The organism is Pseudonocardia sp. CA-142604 (assembly GCF_050948475.1).
GTDB classification, from domain to species: domain Bacteria; phylum Actinomycetota; class Actinomycetes; order Mycobacteriales; family Pseudonocardiaceae; genus Pseudonocardia; species Pseudonocardia alaniniphila.
Genome location: NZ_CP192045.1, coordinates 2,704,805 through 2,725,247, shown reverse-complemented (window position 1 = coordinate 2,725,247; position 20,443 = coordinate 2,704,805). Strand labels below are relative to the sequence as shown.

Below are 20,443 nucleotides of genomic sequence, written 5' to 3'. Positions count from 1 at the left end.
GGGCGCGCGTACATGGATGTCGATCTGGTGGTGCGGGGCGCCTCCGTCGTGACGATGGACGACGAGCGTCCACGCGCCCGCAGTCTCGCCGTGCATCACGGGCGCGTGCTCGCCCTCGATGCCGAGGGCCTGCGCGGGCGCACCGAGATCGACGCACAGGGCGCCGCGCTCGTCCCGGGCTTCGGCGACGCACACAACCACATGGCCTGGTTCGGACAAAGGCTCGAGGCCCTCGACCTGTCCGGACTCACCGATCTCGCCACGCTCTACGAGCGCGTGGCCACCCGCGCCGCGGCACTGGACGCGGGCGCGATGGTCGTCGGCACGGGATACGACGACACCACGATCGGCGGGCACCCGCACCGCCGCGAGCTGGACCGGGCGGCCGGGGGGCGCCCGGTCTGGCTGCAGCACAGGACGGGCCACGTGTGCACGGTGAACGGTCCGCTGCTGGAGCGGATCGGGCTGCTGGACGGCTCGGCGAAGGTGCCGACCGGCGGGGTGGTCGTCACCGACGGCTCCGGCGAGCCCACCGGGGTGCTCGAGGAGCAGGCGCAGAACCTGATCGTGGATCTCGTGGTGCCCTACCCCGTCGACGAGCTGGCGCGGGCGATCGGGCGCGCGTCGACCGTCTACGCCGCGGACGGCCTGACCCACGTCACCGAGTGCGGGATCGGGGCCGGCTGGATCGGCCGGTCACCGCTCGAGCTGGCCGCCTACCAGCAGGCCCGCGACGCCGGTGAGCTCGGCGTGCGAGTGCAGCTGATGCCGACCGTGGGCGCGTTACGGCCGCTGTCCGGCCACGCCGACGACGCCGTACGGTTCGGCCTGGACCTGGGCGTGCGTACCGGGTTCGGCGACGACCGGCTGCGGATCGGGCCGATGAAGATCTTCCTCGACGGGTCCCTGGTGGCCCGCACCGCCGCGATGCTCGACCCGTTCTGCGACCGGCACTCGCACGGCTACCTTCAGGACGACCCCGACGTCATGCGCTCCCGGATCCTCGACGCGCACGCGTCGGGCTGGCGGATCGCGGCGCACGCGATCGGCGACCGCGCGGTCGACCTTGCCCTGGACGTGTTCGCCGAGGCACAGGCACGCCACCCGCGCCCCGGCGCGCGGCCACGGATCGAGCACGCCGCCGTCACCACGCCCGCGCAGATCACGCGGATGGCGCAGCTCGGCGTCACACCTGTGCCCCAGCCCCGGTTCCTGTACGAGATCGGCGACACGATGGCCGCCGCGATCGGGCCGGACCGCACCGACGGCCTCTACCGGCACGCGAGCTTCCTGCGGGCAGGCGTGCGCGTTCCCGGCAGCTCCGATCGTCCGGTCGCGGCGGGGGCACCGCTGCTCGGCATGCAGTCGATGGTGCAGCGGCTCTCGTCGTCGGGCGCGGTGATCGGCCCGGACGAGCGCGTCGACGCCACCACGGCCCTGCGGGCCTACACCCTCGACGCGGCGTGGATCGCGGGCGAGGAGGCCGAGCGGGGCAGCCTCACCCCCGGCAAGCTCGCCGACTTCGTGCTGCTCACCGACGACATCACCGACGAGCGCACGGTGCCTGCGGACCGGATCGGATCCACCGGCGTGGTCGCCACATTCGTCGGCGGGCGCTGCATTCACGGAGCCGCGGCGCTCGGTCTCGACCCGGAGGCGTGACCGTGGCCGAGCCGGCCTGGCCGGTGACCGTCAACGACGCGGACGCCCGCAAGGTCGCGTTCGGCGCATTCGTGGGCACCGCCCTGGAGTGGTACGACTTCTTCCTCTTCGGCACCGCCGCCTCGCTGGTGTTCAACCACCTGTTCTTCGCCAGTGACGACCCCGTGGTGGCCACAGCGGGCGCGTTCGCGTCCTTCGCCGTGGGCTTCGCCGCCCGGCCGCTCGGCGCGATCCTCTTCGGCCATCTCGGTGACCGGATCGGCAGACGGACGTGTCTGATCATCACGGTCGCGCTGATCGGTGTCGTCACCGGCGTGATCGGGCTGCTGCCCACCTACTTCTCCATCGGCGTCGCCGCGCCCGTGCTCCTCACGCTGCTGCGGCTCCTGCAGGGCGTGGCGGTCGGCGGTGAGTGGGGCGGTGCGGTCACCCTCGCCGTCGAGCACGCGCCGAAGGAGCACCGCGGCCGGTACGCGGCCATGCCGCAGATCGGCTCACCGATCGGCACCCTGCTCTCCTCCGGAGCGTTCCTCGCGGTGTCGCTGCTGCCGCCCGAGAGCTTCGACTCCTGGGGCTGGCGCCTGCCGTTCCTCGCCGCCTTCCCGTTGCTCGGCATCGCGCTCTGGATCCGGCGACGGGTGGAGGAGTCGCCGCTGTTCGAGCAGCTTCTGCGCGAGGACGAGCTGGCCCGCTCCCCCGTCACCGAGGTGTTTCGCCGGGCGTTCCCGCAGCTGCTGGTGGGCGCGGGCTCCACGCTGCTGGGAGTGGGCGGCTTCTACCTCGCCACCACCTTCGTGATCAGTTACGGCACCGAGTACCTGGGGATCGACAGCTCCGTCCTGCTCACCGGCACGCTCGTCGCGGCGGGCGTCGAGATCGTCGTGCTGCTCGTCGGCGGGCGGCTGGCGGAGTGGTACGGACCCGGCCGCGTGACGGTGGCGGGCGGCCTGGTGTCGGCGCTGGTCGCGTTCCCGGCGTTCTGGCTCATCGACACGGCGTCGACCACGCTCGTGATCCTCGGGGTGACTCTGGCCGTGGCCTGCCTCTCGCTCCCCTACGCCGTGTCCGGTGCACTGCTCACCGACCTCTTCCCGGCCCGGCTGCGCTACAGCGGCGTGGCGCTTTCGGCCAACATCGCGAGCGTGATCAGCGGTTTCGTCCCGCTGGTCGCCACCGCGCTGCTCGCCGTGAGCGGTGGGAGTTCCTGGACGCCCGCGCTGCTGCTCGTGGTGATCGCCCTGATCACCGCAGGCTCCGGGACGCTGGCCCCGCGGATCTCGCTCGGGCACGACGAGGTGGTCACCGGCTGAGGCGAAGGTCTACAGCCGCTTGGCGACGGCCGCAGAGACCTGGTGCATCGTGGTGAAGTCGCCGATCGTGTTCCGGTTCTTCAGCACGGCCACCGCGGTGCCGCTCGCTCGGTCGGCGAACGCGGCGGTCCCTCCGCTGCCGGGCATGCCGAAGACCGCCGGACCCTCGAACACGCCACCGAGCCCACCCACGGCGTATCCCAGCCCGCGCTGCACCGGGAACGAGAACACGGCGTCGACGCCCTCGACGGCCAGGGCCGTGACCTCCCGCAGCCGCGATTCCGAGATGAGCCGCACGCCGTCGACGTCGTGCATGAGTGCCGCGTACATCCGCGCCACCGCGCGGGCGGTCATGGTGCCGGTCGCCGGGATGTCGGTGGCGAGCAGGTCGGCGCGGTTGCCGAACGCGGCGACGGGCGCCGTCGCGGGCGGCGCCCACACCCAGCCCTCGGGTGCTCCCGGCGACGGCAACGCCGGCGGCTCCTCGTCCCCGCTCGCCGCGGACACGGGGTCCTCCAGCCGGGCGAGCCTGCTCATCTCCGTGGGCGGGACACCGAAGAAGAGCTCGTCGGCCACACCGAGCGGCTCGGCCACCTCATCGTGGAGCACCTGCGAGATCCGCTTCCCGGTTGCCCGCCGGACGATCTCGCCGACGATCCACCCGAACGTCTGCGCGTGGTAGCCGGTGGCCGTCCCCGGTTCCCACCAGGGCTCGGCGTCCGCGATCAGGGCGCACATCCCGTCCCAGTCGAGGAAGTCCTCGGGCTGCGTGGCGACCGGGAGCCCGGGAACGCCGGTGCTGTGCGTCAGCGCGTGCCGCAGTGTTGCGCCCTCCTTGCCGTTGGCACCGAACTCCGGCCACAGCTCCACGATCGGGGTGTCGTAGTCGAGCACGCCACGCTCGGCAAGGACGTGCACCACGGTCGCGGTGACACCCTTGCCCGTCGACGTGGCATAGAACGGGGTACTCGCCGTGACGGCCCGCCCGGTCTGCACGTCGGCCACACCCGCGACCGCGTCGACCACCTGCTCCCCGTTGCGATAGACGGCCACCTGCAGACCCCGCTCCGAGCCCGACTCGATGAGCCGGTCGAGTACCGCCTGTACGTCGCCCTGCATGTCGTCCATCGCGTTCATCCCTTCGTGGCGGCGCCGTGTGATGAGGTGTTCTCGGGTACGTCGGTGCCGGGGGCACCCCGCCGCGACAGCCGCCCGAGAGGAGACCGTCCGACATGTTGCTGCCCAACCAGCGCGTCGAGATCGTGCAGTACTGCCGTCAGATGCAGGCCGATGGGCTGACGGTGGGCACCTCGGGCAACCTGTCCGTTCGATACGGCGACCACATCGCCATCACGCCGAGCGGTGTGCCCTACGAGAACCTCACGGCCGCGTCGATCTGCGTGGTCGACCTCGACGGGAGGCCCGTGGAGGAGGGGCTCGCGCCGTCGTCGGAGCTCCCCATGCACACACGCGTCTATGCGGAGACCGACGCAGTGGCCGTGGTGCACACCCATCCGCTGTACGCCACCGCGCTGTCCACGTTGGTGGACGAGCTGCCCGCGATCCACTACATGGTGGCGCTGCTCGGCGGGCCGGTGCGGGTGGCGCCGTACGCCACGTACGGGAGCCCCGAGCTCGCGGAGGGCAGCGTGCGGGCGCTCGCCGGCCGCTACGGCGTGATCCTGCAGAACCACGGCGCCACCACCTACGGCGACACCCTCGAGAAGGCCTACACCCGCAGCATCTACCTGGAGTGGCTCTGCCGCCTGTACCACCAGGCGCAGCTGCTCGGGCAACCCCGCCTGCTGCCGCCCGAGGAGATCGAGCGGGTGGCCCGGATGCTCGGCAGCTACGGGCAGAACCCCCTCGGGCACGGGACGAACCCCGATCCGGTGTTTCCACTTCCGCGCAGCGAACCGGCAGGCCACCACTGAACCGCTGGTCGCCCGCTCGGAGCGCACCGCCTTCTACGCGCGCCCAGGCTGCAGCAGCGTCTTGACCATCCCGTCCTTCTTGGCCTGGAAGGCCTCGTACGCCTCCGGGGCGGCGTCCAGGGGCAGCCGGTGGGTGGCGAAATCCTCGGTGCCGAGCGGGTCGGCGTCGGTGAGCAGCGGGAGGATCTCGGGCACCCAGCGATGGACGTTGGCCTGGCCCATCCGCATCTGGATCTGCTTGTCGAACATCGTCTGCATCGGCATCGGGTCGGCCGTACCGCCGTAGACGCCGCTGATCGAGATCGTGCCGCCGCGGCGCACCAGCTCGATCGCCGAGTGGAGCGCGTTCAGCCGATCGGCACCGGCCGTCTCCATCAGCCGTGCGGCCAGCGCGTCGGGCAGCAGGCCCGTGAGCTGCTGGGCGAGCTTCCCGACCGGCGAGCCGTGGGCCTCCATCCCGACGGCGTCCACCACGGCGTCCGGGCCGCGGCCCTCGGTCATCTCGCGGACGTAGTCGCCGAGGTGACGGCCGTGGCCGGTCACGTCCAGCGCCGTGACGCCGCGGGCGCGCACCCGCTCCAGCCGCTCCGGCACGAGGTCCAGCCCGATGACCTTCTCGACCCCGCGGTGCAGGGCGATCCGCGTGACCATGTCACCGATCGGCCCGAGCCCGAGCACCACGAGGGACCCGCCCGGCGGGACAGCGGCGTACTCCACCGCCTGCCACGCCGTCGGCAGCACGTCGGAGAGGTAGACGAACCGGTCGTCGGGCGGCCCCTCGGGAACCGTGATGGGGAGCGTGTTGCCGAGCGGGACGCGCAGGTACTCGGCCTGGCCGCCCGGCACCTGGCCGTAGAGCTTCGTGTAGCCGAACAGCGCCGCGCCCTTGCCGTGTTCGCGCACCTGGGTGGTCTCGCACTGCGAGTGCAGCCCACGGCCGCACATGAAGCACGTGCCGCACGAAACGGTGAACGGGATCACGACCCGGTCGCCCGGACGCACCTCGGTGACCTGCTCCCCCACCTCCGCGACCACACCCATCGGCTCGTGCCCGAGGACGTCTCCCTCCTCGAGGAACGGCCCCATCACCTCGTAGAGGTGCAGGTCGGAGCCGCAGATCCCGGTCGACGTGATCCGCACGATGATGTCCGTGGGGTCCTGGATCGTCGGGTCGGGCACGGTGTCGACCCGGACGTCACGCCTGCCGTGCCAGGTGACCGCTCGCATGGAGCCCTCCTCGCCGCCTCGGCCGGTCGCTTGCTCGGCCGGTGATCGCTCGACGCAGACATTCCCCCACTGGAGCGGGGGAAACCGGGCGTAATCCCCCGACCACGGGGTAGCCGATCCGCATGACCTCTACTGAGAGCAAACCCTTGGCGGTCGTCACAGGTGCGTCGAGCGGGATCGGCCGGGAGCTGGCGAAGCAGCTCGCCAAGAACGGCTTCGATCTCCTCGTCAACGCCGAGGACGACCGCCTGGACGCCGCCGCGGCCGAGCTGCGTGGGTACGGCGCCTGGGTTCGTGCTGTCCGGGCGGACCTGCGCACCGCCGAGGGAGTGGAGAAGGTCTACGCGGCCGTCACGACGATCGGACGCCCGGTCGACGTCGCGGCGCTCAACGTAGGGGTCGGGCAGGGTGGTGCGTTCCTCGACAACGACCTGGCCGACGAGCTCGACATCATCGACCTGAACATCACCTCGACGGTGCGCCTGGCCAAGCGGCTCCTGCACGACATGGCCGTCCGCGACGAGGGGAAGGTGCTGATCACCTCCTCCATCGTGGCCACGGTGCCGGGCTCGTTCCAGGCCGTCTACAACGCGTCGAAGTCCTTCTTGCAGTCGTTCGGCCAAGCACTGCAGAACGAGCTCAAGGACACCCGCATCACCATCACAGTGCTGACGCCCGGCCCGACGGAGACCGATTTCTTCCGCCGCGCCGGCATGCGGGACACGAAGGTGGGCGCGTCGCCGAAGGACGACCCGGCCCGGGTCGCGGAGCAGGGCTTCCGGGTGCTGGTGAAGGGTGACCCGAAGGTCGTGGCCAGGTCGCTGGGCACGAGGGCGCAGGGAGTCGCGGCTGCACTGCTACCCGATCGGCTGAAGGCAGCCACCCACCGGCAGATGGCGAAGCCCGGCCCGTCCTCCCGCTGAGGACGAGCGCCGGACCCGACGCCGCGCCGGGCCCCCGCGCGGGTCGCCTGCCCTCGGTCAGGCCTTCCGGGACCTGTTCAGGTAGCGGCCGCCCGGAGCGCCGATGACCTTTCCGTCCTGGAACACGAGCTCGCCGCGCAGGAACGTCGAGGTGACCGTGGCGCCGATCTCCATACCGCGGAACGGGGTGTACTGCTGCGTCGACTCCGAGTCGGCCGGATCCACGACGAAAGACGTGTCGGGGTCGACGAGCGCGATGTCGGCGTCGAAGCCGGGGGCGATGTCGCCCTTGGTGGGCAGCCCGAAGCGGCGAGCCGGGGTCGCGGCCGTCAGCTCCGCGATCCGCGACAGGGACAGGCCCCGCTTGCGGCCCTCCCCCACCAGCCCGGGCAGCAGGTACTCGGTGCCGCCGAAGCCGGACTTGGCCGCGAACACGTCGGAGGGGTCCTCGCCGAACTTGGTCTCCTCCTTGCAGCAGGCGTGGTCGGACACCACCCAGCTGACGTTCCCGGCGAGCAGGTGCTCCCACAGCGCCTCCACGTCGGCGCGCGGGCGCAGCGGCGGGTTCACCTTGCCGCCGATCCCGTCGGCTGTGGTGACGTCGGCGAGCAGGTGACCGATCGTCACCTCCCTGCGGAAGTCCACGTGCGGGAACGTGCGGGCCATCAGCATCGCCGCCTCCATCGCCTTCGCCGACGACAGGTGCAGCAGGTTGATCGTGGGCAGCCCGGTCTCGTGGGCGAGGTAGGACGCGATGGTGACGGCGAGGCCCTCGGAGTGCGGCGGGCGCGAGGCGCTGTAGGCCTCCAGCCCGGACAGGTCACCGGCCTGCTCGACCATCCGCGTGTAGGCGGTCATGATCTCGGCGGTCTCGCAGTGCAGCGACAGGGAGATCTGGTCGGCGAGCTCCGGGTGCGCCTCGCGCGCTGCCTGCACGCCGCGCATCACGAACTCGAAGTGCGCGAGGTCGTAGCGCTCCCCCTCGGGGATCATCAGGAACGCGTTCTGGTCCGACGAGCGGCCGTGCAGCCCGTGGCTGCCGTAGAACATGAAGATCTTGAAGGACGTCACGCCGTGCTCGGCCACCAGCGCGGGGATCTCGTCGATGTGGGACGCCTGCATCGGCGCGAGGTGGAAGCCGTAGTCCACATAGGAGCGTCCCTGCGCCGCGGCGAGCACCTCGGGAAAGACCTCCGCGTAGCTCCCGCCCCGGTTCAGGTAGTACTGGCCGGTGCGCATGTAGGTGAGCGACGTGGTGACGCCGCCCTGCGCGCAGGCCCTGCTCTCGGAGGCCGTGTCGTCGGCGAGCGGGTTGTAGATGCCCCAGTGCTGGTGGGCGTCGACGACGCCGGGGAACGCGAGGCGGCCACGGCCGTCGTGCACGGTGGTGCCGGGCTCGGGTTCGATGCGTGGAGCCACCTGCGTGATGCGCCCGTCAGCCACCGCGATGTCGGCGGTGTCGACGTCCTCGACGCCGGGACGGACCACTCTGACGTCACGGATGATGAGGTCGGTCATCGATCACCTCTCGAGGGCGGTGTGCGGATCGGGTTGTCGCTGGTCATTCGGCTGACCGACGAGGGAGGCCAGGTGGTCGGCCGCAAGATAGGCGAGGCCGAGCGCGGGCAGCAGCCCGTTGCCGGCCAGGTAGCCGGCGGCTCCGTGGCCGGACATGCCGACCGCCGCGCCGCCTGACGCGTACAGGCCACCGAGCGGCGCGCCCGCGGTGTCGAGCACCTGGGCGTGTTCGTCGACCAGCAGGCCGCCCTGGGTGTGGAAGAGCGCGGGGACGACCTCGATCGCCTGGTACGGCGGGGCGAGCGGGGCAGCCACGTGTGTGCGACCGTGCGGGTCGCTCGCATCTCCCCTGGCCACCGCTGCCATCGCGGCGACCTCGGCGGCCAGGACCGGGGCGGACATCCCCGTGCGCTCCGCGAGCTCGCCGAGGGTGCCGGCGGTGCGCACGGCGCCGCTGTCGACGACGTCGCGGAAGTCGGTGAAGCTGCGGCAGAGCTCGTTGATGCGCTCGTCGAGCACGATCCAGCCGTACCCGCCGGGCTGCGCGGCCAGCAGCGCTGCGTACTCGGAGTAGCCGACGGTCTCGTCGCCGAAGCGGCGGCCCTCCCCATCGACCACCAGCCCACCCTGCATGACCGTCGTCCAGGTGACGAGGGTGCGCGCGGCGGCCGAGACCGCGGCGTGGCCCTGGTAGGCGTCCAGGCAACCGGTGGCCGCACCGAGCGACGCACCGATCCGCAGCGCGTCGCCGCGTGACTGTTCGCTGCCGTGGTAGTCGACCCCGGCGATCTCGGGAAGGTGGGTGCGGACGAGCTCGGGATCGGCGCCGAAGCCGTTGGTGGCGAGCAGCACGGCCCGCGCGCTGATCTCCTCACGCCGCCCGTCGGGGTACTCGACGACGGCGCTCCGGCTTCCTGTCCGATCGGCGCCCACGCCGACGAGGCGGGCCGGGGCCAGCAGGTCGATGCGGTCGTGCGCCCGCACGGCGTCGGTCAGGCACTGCAGCAGCACCGACCCGTGCCGTCCGGGCAGGGTGTGCATCCGCCGAGCGCTGTGCCCGGGATAGTCCACATCACCGGCCAGCTCGATCGGCATCCCGACGTGGTCGGCGAGCCACTCCACGAGTTCTGCGCTGACCGTGGCGAGGGCGGTCGCGACCCGGGGATCGGCCTGCCCGCCGGTCTTGGCGGCGATGTCGTCGAGGAACCCCTCCGGGGAGTCCTCGATGCCGGTAGCACGCTGAAAGCGCGAGCCGGCGCCCGGGATCATCGCCGTGGACATCGACGTGTTGTTGCCGCGCAGGTGGTGCTCGTCGGCCTCGACCACGAGCACGTCCATACCGAGCTGCGCCGTCCGGAGCGCGCCGGCGAGTCCACCGCCCGCTCCGGCGATCACGAGATCGACGTCCATCCGCCCCCTTCGTTCCGCTCATCGGAACGACTTCAGTCGTTCGATGCCTCTCATCTCTACCTCTCGGGCCAAAGAAGGGCAAGGCCAGCGACAGCGCTTCTTGACAGCCGAGAGAGACACCTTCAGGCTTGTTCCGTCAGGCGGTACGTTCGGACAGGCGGGGACAATGGTGACTACCGGGGCGACGACCGGGGAGCCGAGCGGAGGCACCGAGAGCACTGCGCGGGTCGCAGACGTTCTGTTGATGTTCACCGAGGGCCCGTCGGCGCTCGGCGTCTCGCGGATCGCCCGCGAGCTCGGCCTGAGCAAGGCCGTGGTGCACCGGATCCTGCAGTCGCTGGCAGGCCGGGAGCTCGTGGTGCTCGACCCGGCCACGCGGGAGTACCGGCTCGGCCCGGCCGTCGCAGCGCTCGGCGCCAGGGCGCTGCGCGACTCCGACCTGCGCTCCGCAGCGCTCGTCCTGTTGCGGCAGCTCCGCGACGAGTTCGGCGAGACCGCCACGCTCAGCACGCCGGTGCCGCACGGGCGCGTCTACCTCGACCAGGTGACCGGCACCCACGAGATCACGATGTCGGTGGAGCTGGGGCGCCGGTTCCCGCTGCACGCCGGCAGCAGCGGCAAGTGCATGCTCGCCTTCGCCGAGCCCGCGGTGATCGCCGGGGTCCTCGACGCTCCGCTGGAGAAGCTCACCCCGGCCACGATCGTCGACCCGGACGTGCTCACCGCCGAGCTCGCCATGGTCAGGGAGCGCGGCTTCGCCACCTCCGCAGGCGAGCGGCAGGGCGACGCGGCGTCGGTCGCGGCCCCGGTCTTCGGGCTCTCGGACGAGGTGGTCGGCGCGATCTCCGTGTGCGGCCCGCGCTACCGGATGGGTGAGGAGCTCGTCGGGCTGATCGCCCCGCGCGTCGTCGCGGTGGCCGAGCACATCTCGCGGCGCCTCGGCGCCACTCCCGGTGCCCACATGCGATCCGGCACCGGCACGAATGCGACCGCAGGCGCGGTTGCCACCGGAAGGACGTGATCACGACGCCGGACACAGTCAGCGGCGACGCTCTCGCAGGCCTGCGGGTTCTCGACGTCGCCACACTCTTCGCCGGGCCGCTGGCCGCCACCATGCTCGGCGACCACGGCGCCGAAGTGATCAAGATCGAGCACCCCCGCGGCGGCGACCCGTCGCGCACCCACGGCGTGCAGCGCGACGGCGTCGGGCTCTGGTGGAAGATGCTCGGCCGCAACAAGAAGTCGGTCACCCTCAACCTCTCCACCGCGGATGGCCAGGAGCTGTTCCGATCGCTCGCCGCCGACGCCGACGTCGTGATCGAGAACTTCCGGCCCGGCACGCTCGAGCGTTGGGGCATCGGCTGGGACGTGCTCAGCGAGCTCAACCCGCGACTGGTGCTCGCGCGGGTCACCGGTTTCGGCCAGTTCGGGCCGTACTCGAACCGGCCCGGCTTCGGCACCCTGGCCGAGGCGATGAGTGGCTTCGCCGCGATCACCGGTCAGCGGGACGGGCCACCGACGCTCCCGCCGTTCGGGCTCGCCGACGGTGTCGCCGCGCTGACCACCGCGTTCGGCATCATGACCGCGCTGCGCGCCCGCGACTCCACGGGCCGCGGCCAGGTGCTCGACATGGCGATCATCGAGCCGCTGCTCACGCTGCTCGGCCCGCAGATCATCGGGTACGACCAGCTCGGCGTGCTGCAGCAGCGCACCGGCAACCGCTCGGGCAACAACGCGCCGCGCAACACCTACCGCTGCGCCGACGGCCAGTGGGTCGCCGTCTCCACGAGCGCCCAGTCGATCGCCGAGCGGGTGCTGCACCTGGTCGGACGCCCCGACCTGGCAGCGCAGCCGTGGTTCGCCTCCGGCCGGCAGCGCGCCGAGCACGCCGACGAGCTCGACGACGCGGTGGGCGGCTGGATCGCCCGGCGCAACCGCGACGAGGTGATCGAGGAGTTCGAGAAGGCCCAGGCCGCCGTCGCCCCGATCTACACCGCGGCCGACGTGCTGGAGGACCCGCAGTTCCGGGCGCTCGGCAGCATCGTCCGGATCGACGACGACGAGCTGGGCCCGATCCGGTTCCAGAACGTGCCGTTCCGCCTGTCGGAGACCCCGGGCCGGGTCCGGACGTCGGGCCCGCCGCTGGGCCGGCACACCGCGGAGGTGCTCGCCCGCTACGGCGTCGACGAGGCACGGCTGGAGCAGCTGCGCGCGACGGGTGCGGTATGACCGCCCCGGCCACCGCGCTCGGCCGGGCCCGCAGCTGGCTCTACGTCCCCGCCCACCGCACCGACCTCGTGGGCAAGGCGCTGGCCGGCGCCGCCGACGCGGTGGTGCTCGACCTCGAGGACGCGGTACCGCCGCAGGCCAAGGACACCGCGCGCGCCGCGGCCGTCGCGGCCCTGGAGGCTCCCCGGGCCGTGCCGGTGTGGGTGCGGATGAACACCCTCGACAGCCCGTGGGCACGTGCCGACACCGATGCGCTCGCGAGCGCCCGTCCCGATGGGGTGCGCGTGCCCAAGGCGACCGACGCCGCCGCGGTCGCGGAGCTCGCCGAGCGGCTCGCCGTACCGGTGCACCTGCTGCTGGAGTCGGCACTGGGTGTCGAGAGCGCGTTCCTGCTGGCCCGCTCCCACCCGCTGGTCGCCGGAGTGTCACTCGGCGAGGCCGACCTGGCCGCCGACCTGCACGTCCGCAACCCGGCGGCGCTGCGGTGGGCCCGCCAGCGCGTGGTCGTGGCCAACCGGGCGGCCGGACTCCCGAGCCCGGTGGCCGCGGTCTGGACCGACCTCGCCGACCTCGACGGCCTCGTCGCCGACAGCATCGCCGCCCGCGACGACGGCTTCTTCGGCCGCTCGGTGATCCACCCCACCCAGCTCGAACCCGTGCACCGGGCGTTCACCCCGGCTCCGGCCGAGATCGACTCGGCACGTGCGCTGCTCGACTCGCTGCAGGCCGCCACGGAGAACGGGCAGAGCGCATTCGTGGACGACCGCGGCCGGTTCGTCGACCCCGCGGTGGTCGCGGGCGCGCGCTGGCTGCTCGACCTCGCCCCCGCACTCGACGATCCGGCCGCCCCGACGGCGGCCGGGAGGGAACGCACATGACGACCGCCCGAACCACAGGCGCCACCGACCCCACCACGGCCGCCCTGCTCGCCGCGATCGCCCGCGGCGTGCGGACCGTCGAGCTCAGCCATCCGCTCGTCACCGGCATGTCGACGTCGCCGAACCATCCCGGGTTCCGGATGACGTTGATCCGCCGCCACGGCGACACCGTGCGTCCCGACGGCGGGTCCGCCTCCAACGAGCTCATCATCACCGGCGGCCACGTCGGCACCCACGTCGACGCGCTCTCGCACGTCAGCCAGGACGGGTGCCTGCACGGCGGCGTGGACGCCGAGGCGGGGCAGCGCGGCGGCCGGCACGCCGAGCACGGTGCGGAGCGCATCCCGGCGATGATCACGCGCGGTGTGCTGCTCGACGTCGCGGCCACGCGTGGTGTCGAGGTGCTCGAGGGCGGCCACGGCATCACGGCCGAGGACCTCGCCGCGGCCGCGGAGCGGGCCGGCGCCGAACCCGGCCGGGGTGACGTCGCTCTGGTGCGCACCGGCTGGGCCCGGCACTTCGCCGACCCCGTGGCCTACATCGGCCACGACAGCGGCGTCCCGGGGGTCACCGAGGACGGTGCGCGCTGGCTGGTCGAGCGCGGCGTGATCGCGACCGGCGCCGACACCACGGCCTACGAGCGCATCCCGCCGGGAACGGGCCACCGTGTGCTGCCCGTGCACCGGATCCTGCTGGTGGAGAACGGCATCCACATCATCGAGCACCTGGACATGGAGGAGGCCTCCCGGCAGGGGCTCACCGAGTTCCTGTTCGTGCTGGCCCCGCTGCGGATCGTCGGGGGCACGGGGTCGCCGGTGCGTCCGGTGGCGGTGGTGGGGGCATGATCATGATTACGTCCACCCCGGCCCAGCAGGTGGGAATGCTCGCCGAGCGGGTTGTCCGCGACGGCCTGCCCGCCTTCCTGCGTGACGATCTTGCCGCCCGCGCGGTCGACGTTCTCGGCAACTGCCTCGCCGCACGAGGCGAGGAGCCCGCCCGGATCGTCGACGCCGTCGTGCGCGAGTGGGGCGGCACGGGTGTCGCGACCGCCGTCGGGTCACGCGACCGGCTGCCAGCGCCGTCGGCCGCGCTCGTCAACGGCACGCTCGCGCACAGCCTGGACTTCGACGACACCCACCTGCCGTCGGTGCTGCACCCGTCCTCCGCGGTGTTGCCCGCCGCGCTGGCCGTCGCCGAGCAGGTGGGGGCGTCCGGCACGGCGATGCTCGACGCCGCGGCCGTCGGCATCGAGGTGACCTGCCGGCTCGGGATGGCGGGCTACGACGAGGAACTGGGCAACTCGGTGTTCTTCGAGCACGGCCAGCACGCCACCGCGATCTGTGGGGCGATCGGGGCCGCCGTGGCCGCCGGGATGCTGCGCCGGCTCGACGCCGACACGATCACCTCGGTGATCGGCATCGCGGCGAGCATGGGCGCGGGCATCATCGAGGCCAACCGCACCGGCGGCACGATCAAGCGCGTGCACTGTGGGTGGGCGGCACACGCCGGTGTGGCCGCTGCCGACCTCGCGCGCCACGGGCTCACCGGACCACCGACCGTGTTGGAGGGCCGCTTCGGGTTCCTGCAGGCGTTCTGCGGCGACCGGGCGCACGTCGAACGGGTCACCGACGGGCTCGGCGAGCAGTGGGAGACGCCTGGCATCTTCTTCAAGCCCTATCCGTGCAACCACTTCACCCATGCCGGGATCGACGCGGCGCTGGCGCTGCGGGCGTCGGGGGTGACGGCGGAGTCCGTGCGGGGCCTGACGCTCGGCGTCCCCGCTCCCGTGCTGCGGACGATCGCCGAGCCGCCGGAGGAGAAGGCGCGGCCCCGCTCGGGCTACCACGCCGCCTTCAGCGGTCCGTACACCGTCGCGGCGGCTCTGCTGGGCGGCGGCGGCCTCGGGCTCTTCCACGAGGACTTCACCGACGCAGCCGCGGCCGACCCCGCCCGGCTGGCGCTCGCGGCGCTGGTGCGGTGCGAGGCCGACGCGGAGTCCACCGCGATCTTCCCGCGCCAGTTCCCCGCGGTGCTCACCGCCGAGCTGGCCGACGGCCGCACCGTCACCGAGCGGGTGCGGGCCAACCGCGGAGGCCCGCAGCGACCGCTGTCGGACGCCGAGCTGTCGGTGAAGTTCACCGGCAACGCCGAGCGGTCGGTGAGCCCCGAGGCTGCCGGGCAGCTCGCACAGGCCGTGTGGGACCTTCGGGACGGACGCGACGTCGCGGGTGTCACGGAACTTCTTCGCCAGGCGTCCTCATTGCGTTCCGCTTAGCGGAACGGTTGTAACGACCTGGTAGACACGCGCAATTGCGGGTTCAACACATTGACCCGGAATAGCACCGAGTGCCAGGCTCGACCGAACAAACGGAAAGCGTTCCGGTCAGCGGAACGAATTCGATGTGAGTCCGTTCCAGCCGCAGCACAGCGAGGTACGCCGCCAATGAGGACCCGTTTTCGCTGGGCGACGATCGTTCTGGTCGTCGCGCTGATCATCATCAACTACATCGACCGCAGCGCGATCTCCTTCGCCGTCGCTCCGTTGGAGCGGGAGTTCGGAATCACCACGGCCCAGTACGGCGTCATCAGCAGCGCCTTCTCGGTCGGCTACATGGTGTTCGCCTTCTTGTCCGGCCCGCTGGTCGACCGTTTCGGCCCACGCCGCGTGCTCCTGGTGGCGATCACCATCTTCTCGATCTCCGTGGCACTCATCCCGGTTGCCGGAGGGTTCGCCGGACTGTTGCTCCTGCGGATCCTCCTGGGGGCAGGCGAGGCACCCGCCTTTCCCGCCGCCACCCGGATCGTCAGTCGCTGGCTGCCGTCGGTGGAGCGCGGGTTCGCCCTGGCGCTCATCGGTGGGGTCGCCGTCTCCGGCAGCCTGCTGATCGCCGGCCCCCTGCTCACCCAGCTGATCGCCCTGATCGACTGGCGGGGCACGTTCTGGCTGATGGCCGTGCTCGGGATCGCCTGGGCGATCGCCGCGATCGGGCTGCTCACCAACACCCCCGAAGAGTCCCGCCGCGTCAACGGGCGCGAGTTGGCCCATATCGCAGCAGGGCGGGTGGCGGAGGAGTCGGCGAGCCGTGGCCGCGTCGACTGGAGGGCGCTGCTCACCAACCGCAACCTGTGGATCGTCGCCGCCGGCTACTTCGCCTGGGGCTTCATGTTCTGGGGCTTCCTCTACTGGCTGCCGCAGTACCTCTCGTCCTACGGGCTCAGCATCAAGGAGGTCGGCGCCTTCTCGGTGGCCCCGTGGGCCGCCGGCGTGGTCGGCGCGCTGGTCGGCGGGTTCGTCGTCGACCGGTTCTACGCCCGCACGCAGAGCATCCGCAGCCGCTTCACGATCATGGGCGTCGCGCTGTTGCTCTCGGCCTGCTCGCTCATCCCCGTCTTCCTCCACCCCACCCTCACCGTCGCGCTGGTGTTCATCTCGCTCGGCGTCGGGTTCGGGTTCATCACCGGCGGGATCTGGTGGGTCGCCTCGATCGACGCCGAGCCCGCCCAGCCGGCCAGCGCTGCCGGGTTCACCGACGCCTCGTTCGCCCTGTCCGGGATCGTGGCGCCGATCATCATGGGGCTGATCGTCTCCGGCACCGGCACGTTCACCAGCGGCTTCGTTCTCATGAGCGTGCTGGCCGCCGTCGGCGCACTGCTCATGCTGTTCTGCCCCCGGGAACGCCGTGCTGCACCGTCCGACACCGTGCGGGCCACCCCGGCGTGAGCCGGCGGCAGGCGGGTCAGAATGGCGCGATCGACCAGTCGCCGGACGACGTCACGATCGCGACGGCCGGGGCGCGCAACGGCACCGTGCCTTCGTAGGAGCCGATCTCGTTCACGGCGAGCTCGGTCGTGTCCCCGCCCACGATCCACACGGCGAAGTTCGACTCTCCGCGGTTCTTGATCAGCGCCCGGGTCGTGGCGCCGTTGATGGCGACCACGTCGTCGCCCGTCCCGGTGATCCTGGCCCCGTCGGTGATCCGCACAGCCGACAGGCCGGGCGTCACCGTCACCTTCCATGATCCGTTCGCGGTGATCGTCAGCACGGACGTCCGCGCGGTCTCGGAGACGTCGATGAGGTGGCGCCCCGAATAACCGCCGATCTCGTTGACCAGAAGTGCCTCTCTGCCGTCCGTCTTCAGCGCTGTGTTGCCGGAGCACTGGAGGCATTCGAAATCGAGCACGGCCACGCCGACCGGTTTCTCGAGGTTCAGCACCTCGTCGCCCTGTCCTTGGTAGGAGATCGGTGCGGCCGGCGGGCCCGGGGCCGGATCGACCGTGTCGGCCGGCACAGCTTTCACCGATGCCGGGACGTGTTCGCCGATGATCGTGGCCGGCGCGTCGGGTCCCGTACTCGTGTTGATCACGATGACGAACAGCACGGCGACGGCAGCCACGCTCCACGGCCACTTCTTCGTCCGCTTCACCTTCGGCACAACCAGCATCGGCCGGACCGGATAGGGCGGCGCCCAGTGCATGGGCTGTGTCGCCTCGGACGGCTGCGGGGCACGGCTGGGCGGCGCAGGGTGGTGAGACATCCGAGCTCCAACTCTCGATGGTCCCCCGACCCATGGAGCTATCGGCGACAGCAGTCGACGCCGTTACAACTGTGCGTGTCCGGCGTGTCACGCACGGTCAGAACGGCGCCGATCGCTCACCCGTCGAACTACGTCGCGGTGGAGTCGCTCGCGGCGGCCGGGACCGACGCCGGTGCCACCGCATCCGGCGCGGTGCGCCGCCACGGCCCTCCGAAGAAGCAGATGGCCACCCCGAAAACGACCATGCAGCCGGCCGTCACCCCCATCCACACCTGCCAGTTCGTGGCCGCGACCACCTGTGGCGCGACGAGGAGCACCACCACGGCCATGCCCTTCACGAGGAAGGAGAACAGGCCCCAGGCCGTGCCCTGCAAGCGCGGATCGATGTTCTCGGCGTCCTCGGAGAAGTTCGCCATCCACGGCGAGTAGGCCGCGCCGAGCAGCCCACCGAGGAAGAGCCCGGTGACCATGAGTGCGGGAATGGAAACGGTGTCGCGCCCGATCAGCCACACCAGCACCAGCAGGACGACCAGCCCGGCGATGGTGCCACCGAGCTCGAAGGGGCGGCGCAGTTGCCACCGGTCCGACAGGCGCCCGGCGGCGACGACGATCACCAGGTCCAGGATCCAGAACACCGTCATCACCGAGGACGCCTGAGCGGTGCTCATGTCGAAGGTCTGCACGAGCATCGTCTGCCCGTAGAGCGTGAGCGTCAGGTACAACACCAGCCAGAACGCGATGCCGATGACGTGAGCCCAGATCGTGCGGTGCACGAGCAGATCACGTATCTGCGGGGGCCGCGTCTCGTCCACGGCGGTGCGGACCGACCGCTCGGTCTGCACGATCTTGGCCCGCAACGCGGGAGAGAGCTCGGCGATGTTCAGCGCGATCACCACAGAGACCACGAGCGAGACCGCACCCATGATCACGAACTGGGACTCCCACGCGCCGTTGAACAGTGTCAGAGTGGCCCCGGCGATCGCCGCTGCCAGGAAGTTCGCCCCCACCGGTCCCCACGTCCAGAACCCGAAGGCCTGCGCACGGCCCATGCGAGGGGAGAAGTCGCGAACGAGCGGAGCAGTGCTGGCCACCGCGACACCGTCGATGAACGCCAGCACCACCCGGGCGACGAGCAGTTCGGTCGGCGTCTGGACCAGCACCATTCCGAAACAGCACAGGGAGGTGAGCATCATGAGCGGGACCAGCAGCCGTACGCGTCCGACCTTGTCGGTGAGTCTGCCGCCGATCATTCCGGCCACCGCACCTGCCACGGCCGCAGCGGCCGAGATCGCCCCGTACGTCCCCAGGCTCATGTGCAGGTCCTCGAGCAGGAGCGGCACGACCGGGGCGATCACCGCCTCGTAGGAGCAGATGAGGCTGGCCAGCACGGCCATCGCCAGGATGCGCAGCCTGCGACTGCCCGTGGGGTACTCGTCGAGTTGGCGTACGTACGAAGGGCTCACGGCGACCTCCTTGTCGCAAAGACCCGAATGTCACGCCAAGCCACACTTGGAATGCGGCTCTAGAAGACGCTTCTCAGATTCGTCCCCTGCGGGAGGAGATGTCAAGGTCGAGAACGGAGGTGCCGCGGCACCGGGTGCCGGTCGTCCCCGTCGAGCGCGGGCAGGCCTTCCGTCACTCGGCGGGTGCCGGTGCCGACCTGGTGACCAGAGCGACGCCGACCGCGGCCAGCACCGTTCCGATCATCGCCCCCACCTCGAGCGGTTGCCCCAGCAACGGGATGGCGGCCAACGCCGTCACGGGCGGAACCAGGAAGAGGTAGCTCGTGGCCGCCCCGCCACCCCTGCGCCGCAGCAGGACGAAGAGCAGGACGAGCCCGCCGATCGAGCTCACGAGGCTTGCCCACACGATGGGCCAGACCGCGGAGAACGTGAGCGGTATGGACAGGCCGCCATGGCCGAGCGCGAGCGGTGTGATCGCGGCCGTGGCCACGACCAGTTGCACCGTCAGACCACTCCGGAGATCCATCACCGCGCCGAATCGCTTCTGGTACAACGTGCCGCCGGCGAATGCCGCCAGCGATACCAGCAAGGCGAACAGTCCGGCCACGGAAACACCGCCGCCGAGTTCGGAACCGACCGCGGCCGCAACTCCTAGCAGGCCGAGCAGCAATCCGACCCATTGCCGCTTTCGCAGCAACTCACCGAACGCGGGGACGGCGATCGCCGCGATCACCAGCGGGCCCGCACTGGCGATGAGCGACGCGAGACCCGCGGACACCCCCATGCCCAAGCCGATGTAGATGCCGCCGAACTGAACGGCATGCAACACGAATCCCGTGACGATCAGATGGATCCACGCCATCGGCCTGCGCGGCCACCGGGCCCGGGTCGCAATGGCGACGGCGCCCATCACCACCGCGGCCACCAGGAATCGCCACCACAGCAGCGTGAGAGCCGACATCTCGCGCATGCCGATCTTCCCGACGAGATAGCCGCTCGACCAGATCGCGATGAACAGAGCGCCGGGAAGCGCGGCGAGCAGAAGAGCATTCACCTTCGCGGGCAGGCGGCCGGCCGCGCTGTCGCGCACATCGGAGGAACGCCCCCGGTGCCCGGTGGAGACCTCGGCAGAGCCTGCACGAGCAGCCGTGAGCGCAGCCAGTATTCGCATATCGTGAATCCGATCGTGAACGAGTGACGGGGAGTTCCGTTGGATGCTCTGCATTGCACGAACAGGCGTCACCACGGACGCGGGCAGGAGTCAGCCGCGGCAGGGCCCGTTTCCGGGTGCCGCAAAGAGAATTCGCAGGACTCGTACTTGCGGAGTTGCGACGTCGATCCGCCGGGATCGTGG

The 20,443-nt window shown here is 71.3% G+C and carries 17 protein-coding genes; 10 read left to right on the top strand and 7 right to left on the bottom strand.

What is annotated here, in order from left to right:
- Window positions 1-12: 12 nt before the first annotated feature.
- Together ACQPZQ_RS12465 and ACQPZQ_RS12460 are read left to right on the top strand one after the other, a co-directional pair.
- Entirely contained in the window at window positions 13-1,662 is a 1,650-nt protein-coding gene (locus tag ACQPZQ_RS12465) for an amidohydrolase (protein ID WP_433295185.1), read from the top strand.
- A gap of 2 nt (window positions 1,663-1,664) precedes the next feature.
- Window positions 1,665-2,972, top strand: coding sequence for an MFS transporter (locus ACQPZQ_RS12460; RefSeq protein ID WP_433295183.1), 1,308 nt, complete (start codon window positions 1,665-1,667; stop codon window positions 2,970-2,972).
- Window positions 2,973-2,981: 9 nt separating this feature from the next.
- Here the strand turns inward: ACQPZQ_RS12460 and ACQPZQ_RS12455 are convergent, their stop codons facing one another.
- Window positions 2,982-4,100 (bottom strand): serine hydrolase domain-containing protein, encoded by a 1,119-nt coding sequence (locus ACQPZQ_RS12455; protein ID WP_433295181.1) that lies wholly within the window; start codon window positions 4,098-4,100, stop codon window positions 2,982-2,984.
- Window positions 4,101-4,204: 104 nt separating this feature from the next.
- Between ACQPZQ_RS12455 and ACQPZQ_RS12450 the strand changes: the two genes are divergently transcribed.
- Window positions 4,205-4,906, top strand: coding sequence for a class II aldolase/adducin family protein (locus ACQPZQ_RS12450; RefSeq protein WP_433295179.1), 702 nt, complete (start codon window positions 4,205-4,207; stop codon window positions 4,904-4,906).
- A gap of 33 nt (window positions 4,907-4,939) precedes the next feature.
- On the opposite strand, the gene ACQPZQ_RS12445 is transcribed toward ACQPZQ_RS12450, so the two are convergent.
- Window positions 4,940-6,133 (bottom strand): zinc-dependent alcohol dehydrogenase, encoded by a 1,194-nt coding sequence (locus tag ACQPZQ_RS12445; protein ID WP_433295177.1) that lies wholly within the window; start codon window positions 6,131-6,133, stop codon window positions 4,940-4,942.
- A gap of 122 nt (window positions 6,134-6,255) precedes the next feature.
- Here ACQPZQ_RS12445 and ACQPZQ_RS12440 point away from each other — a divergent pair, with 122 nt between their 5' ends.
- Window positions 6,256-7,056, top strand: a complete 801-nt coding sequence (locus ACQPZQ_RS12440) for an SDR family NAD(P)-dependent oxidoreductase (RefSeq protein ID WP_433295175.1) — start codon at window positions 6,256-6,258, stop codon at window positions 7,054-7,056.
- 57 nt (window positions 7,057-7,113) lie between these two features.
- Here ACQPZQ_RS12440 and ACQPZQ_RS12435 read toward each other — a convergent pair whose 3' ends face one another.
- Together ACQPZQ_RS12435 and ACQPZQ_RS12430 are read right to left on the bottom strand one after the other, a co-directional pair.
- Entirely contained in the window at window positions 7,114-8,574 is a 1,461-nt protein-coding gene (locus ACQPZQ_RS12435; protein ID WP_433295173.1) for a dihydroorotase, read from the bottom strand.
- 3 nt (window positions 8,575-8,577) lie between these two features.
- On the bottom strand, window positions 8,578-9,984 hold the full coding sequence (locus tag ACQPZQ_RS12430) for an FAD-dependent oxidoreductase (protein WP_433295171.1): 1,407 nt from the start codon (window positions 9,982-9,984) through the stop codon (window positions 8,578-8,580).
- 166 nt (window positions 9,985-10,150) lie between these two features.
- Between ACQPZQ_RS12430 and ACQPZQ_RS12425 the strand changes: the two genes are divergently transcribed.
- The 6 genes from ACQPZQ_RS12425 (at window position 10,151) to ACQPZQ_RS12400 (ending at window position 16,812) form a co-directional block, all read left to right on the top strand.
- Window positions 10,151-11,005 (top strand): IclR family transcriptional regulator, encoded by an 855-nt coding sequence (locus tag ACQPZQ_RS12425; RefSeq protein WP_433295169.1) that lies wholly within the window; start codon window positions 10,151-10,153, stop codon window positions 11,003-11,005.
- Window positions 11,005-12,213 carry a CaiB/BaiF CoA transferase family protein gene (locus ACQPZQ_RS12420; RefSeq protein WP_433299156.1) on the top strand — a complete coding sequence of 403 codons (1,209 nt, stop codon included), beginning with the start codon at window positions 11,005-11,007 and terminating at the stop codon, window positions 12,211-12,213. The genes ACQPZQ_RS12425 and ACQPZQ_RS12420 overlap by 1 nt, the downstream gene beginning before the upstream one ends.
- Entirely contained in the window at window positions 12,210-13,091 is an 882-nt protein-coding gene (locus ACQPZQ_RS12415; protein WP_433295167.1) for an HpcH/HpaI aldolase/citrate lyase family protein, read from the top strand. The genes ACQPZQ_RS12420 and ACQPZQ_RS12415 overlap by 4 nt, the downstream gene beginning before the upstream one ends.
- Window positions 13,088-13,936, top strand: coding sequence for a cyclase family protein (locus ACQPZQ_RS12410; RefSeq protein WP_433295165.1), 849 nt, complete (start codon window positions 13,088-13,090; stop codon window positions 13,934-13,936). Before ACQPZQ_RS12415 ends, ACQPZQ_RS12410 begins: the two co-directional genes overlap by 4 nt.
- Window positions 13,933-15,366 (top strand): MmgE/PrpD family protein, encoded by a 1,434-nt coding sequence (locus tag ACQPZQ_RS12405; RefSeq protein ID WP_433295163.1) that lies wholly within the window; start codon window positions 13,933-13,935, stop codon window positions 15,364-15,366. The genes ACQPZQ_RS12410 and ACQPZQ_RS12405 overlap by 4 nt, the downstream gene beginning before the upstream one ends.
- A gap of 168 nt (window positions 15,367-15,534) precedes the next feature.
- Entirely contained in the window at window positions 15,535-16,812 is a 1,278-nt protein-coding gene (locus tag ACQPZQ_RS12400) for an MFS transporter (protein WP_433295161.1), read from the top strand.
- Window positions 16,813-16,828: 16 nt separating this feature from the next.
- On the opposite strand, the gene ACQPZQ_RS12395 is transcribed toward ACQPZQ_RS12400, so the two are convergent.
- The 3 genes from ACQPZQ_RS12395 to ACQPZQ_RS12385 form a co-directional block, all read right to left on the bottom strand.
- Window positions 16,829-17,533 (bottom strand): hypothetical protein, encoded by a 705-nt coding sequence (locus ACQPZQ_RS12395; RefSeq protein WP_433295159.1) that lies wholly within the window; start codon window positions 17,531-17,533, stop codon window positions 16,829-16,831.
- A gap of 221 nt (window positions 17,534-17,754) precedes the next feature.
- A complete protein-coding gene (locus ACQPZQ_RS12390) occupies window positions 17,755-19,089 on the bottom strand; it encodes an MFS transporter (protein WP_433295157.1) in 1,335 nt (444 codons plus the stop codon).
- A 172-nt stretch (window positions 19,090-19,261) separates the two neighbouring features.
- The gene (locus ACQPZQ_RS12385; RefSeq protein ID WP_433295155.1) at window positions 19,262-20,260 is read right to left on the bottom strand and encodes a DMT family transporter; all 999 of its coding nucleotides are present in this window, start codon (window positions 20,258-20,260) and stop codon (window positions 19,262-19,264) included.
- Window positions 20,261-20,443 lie beyond the last annotated feature (183 nt).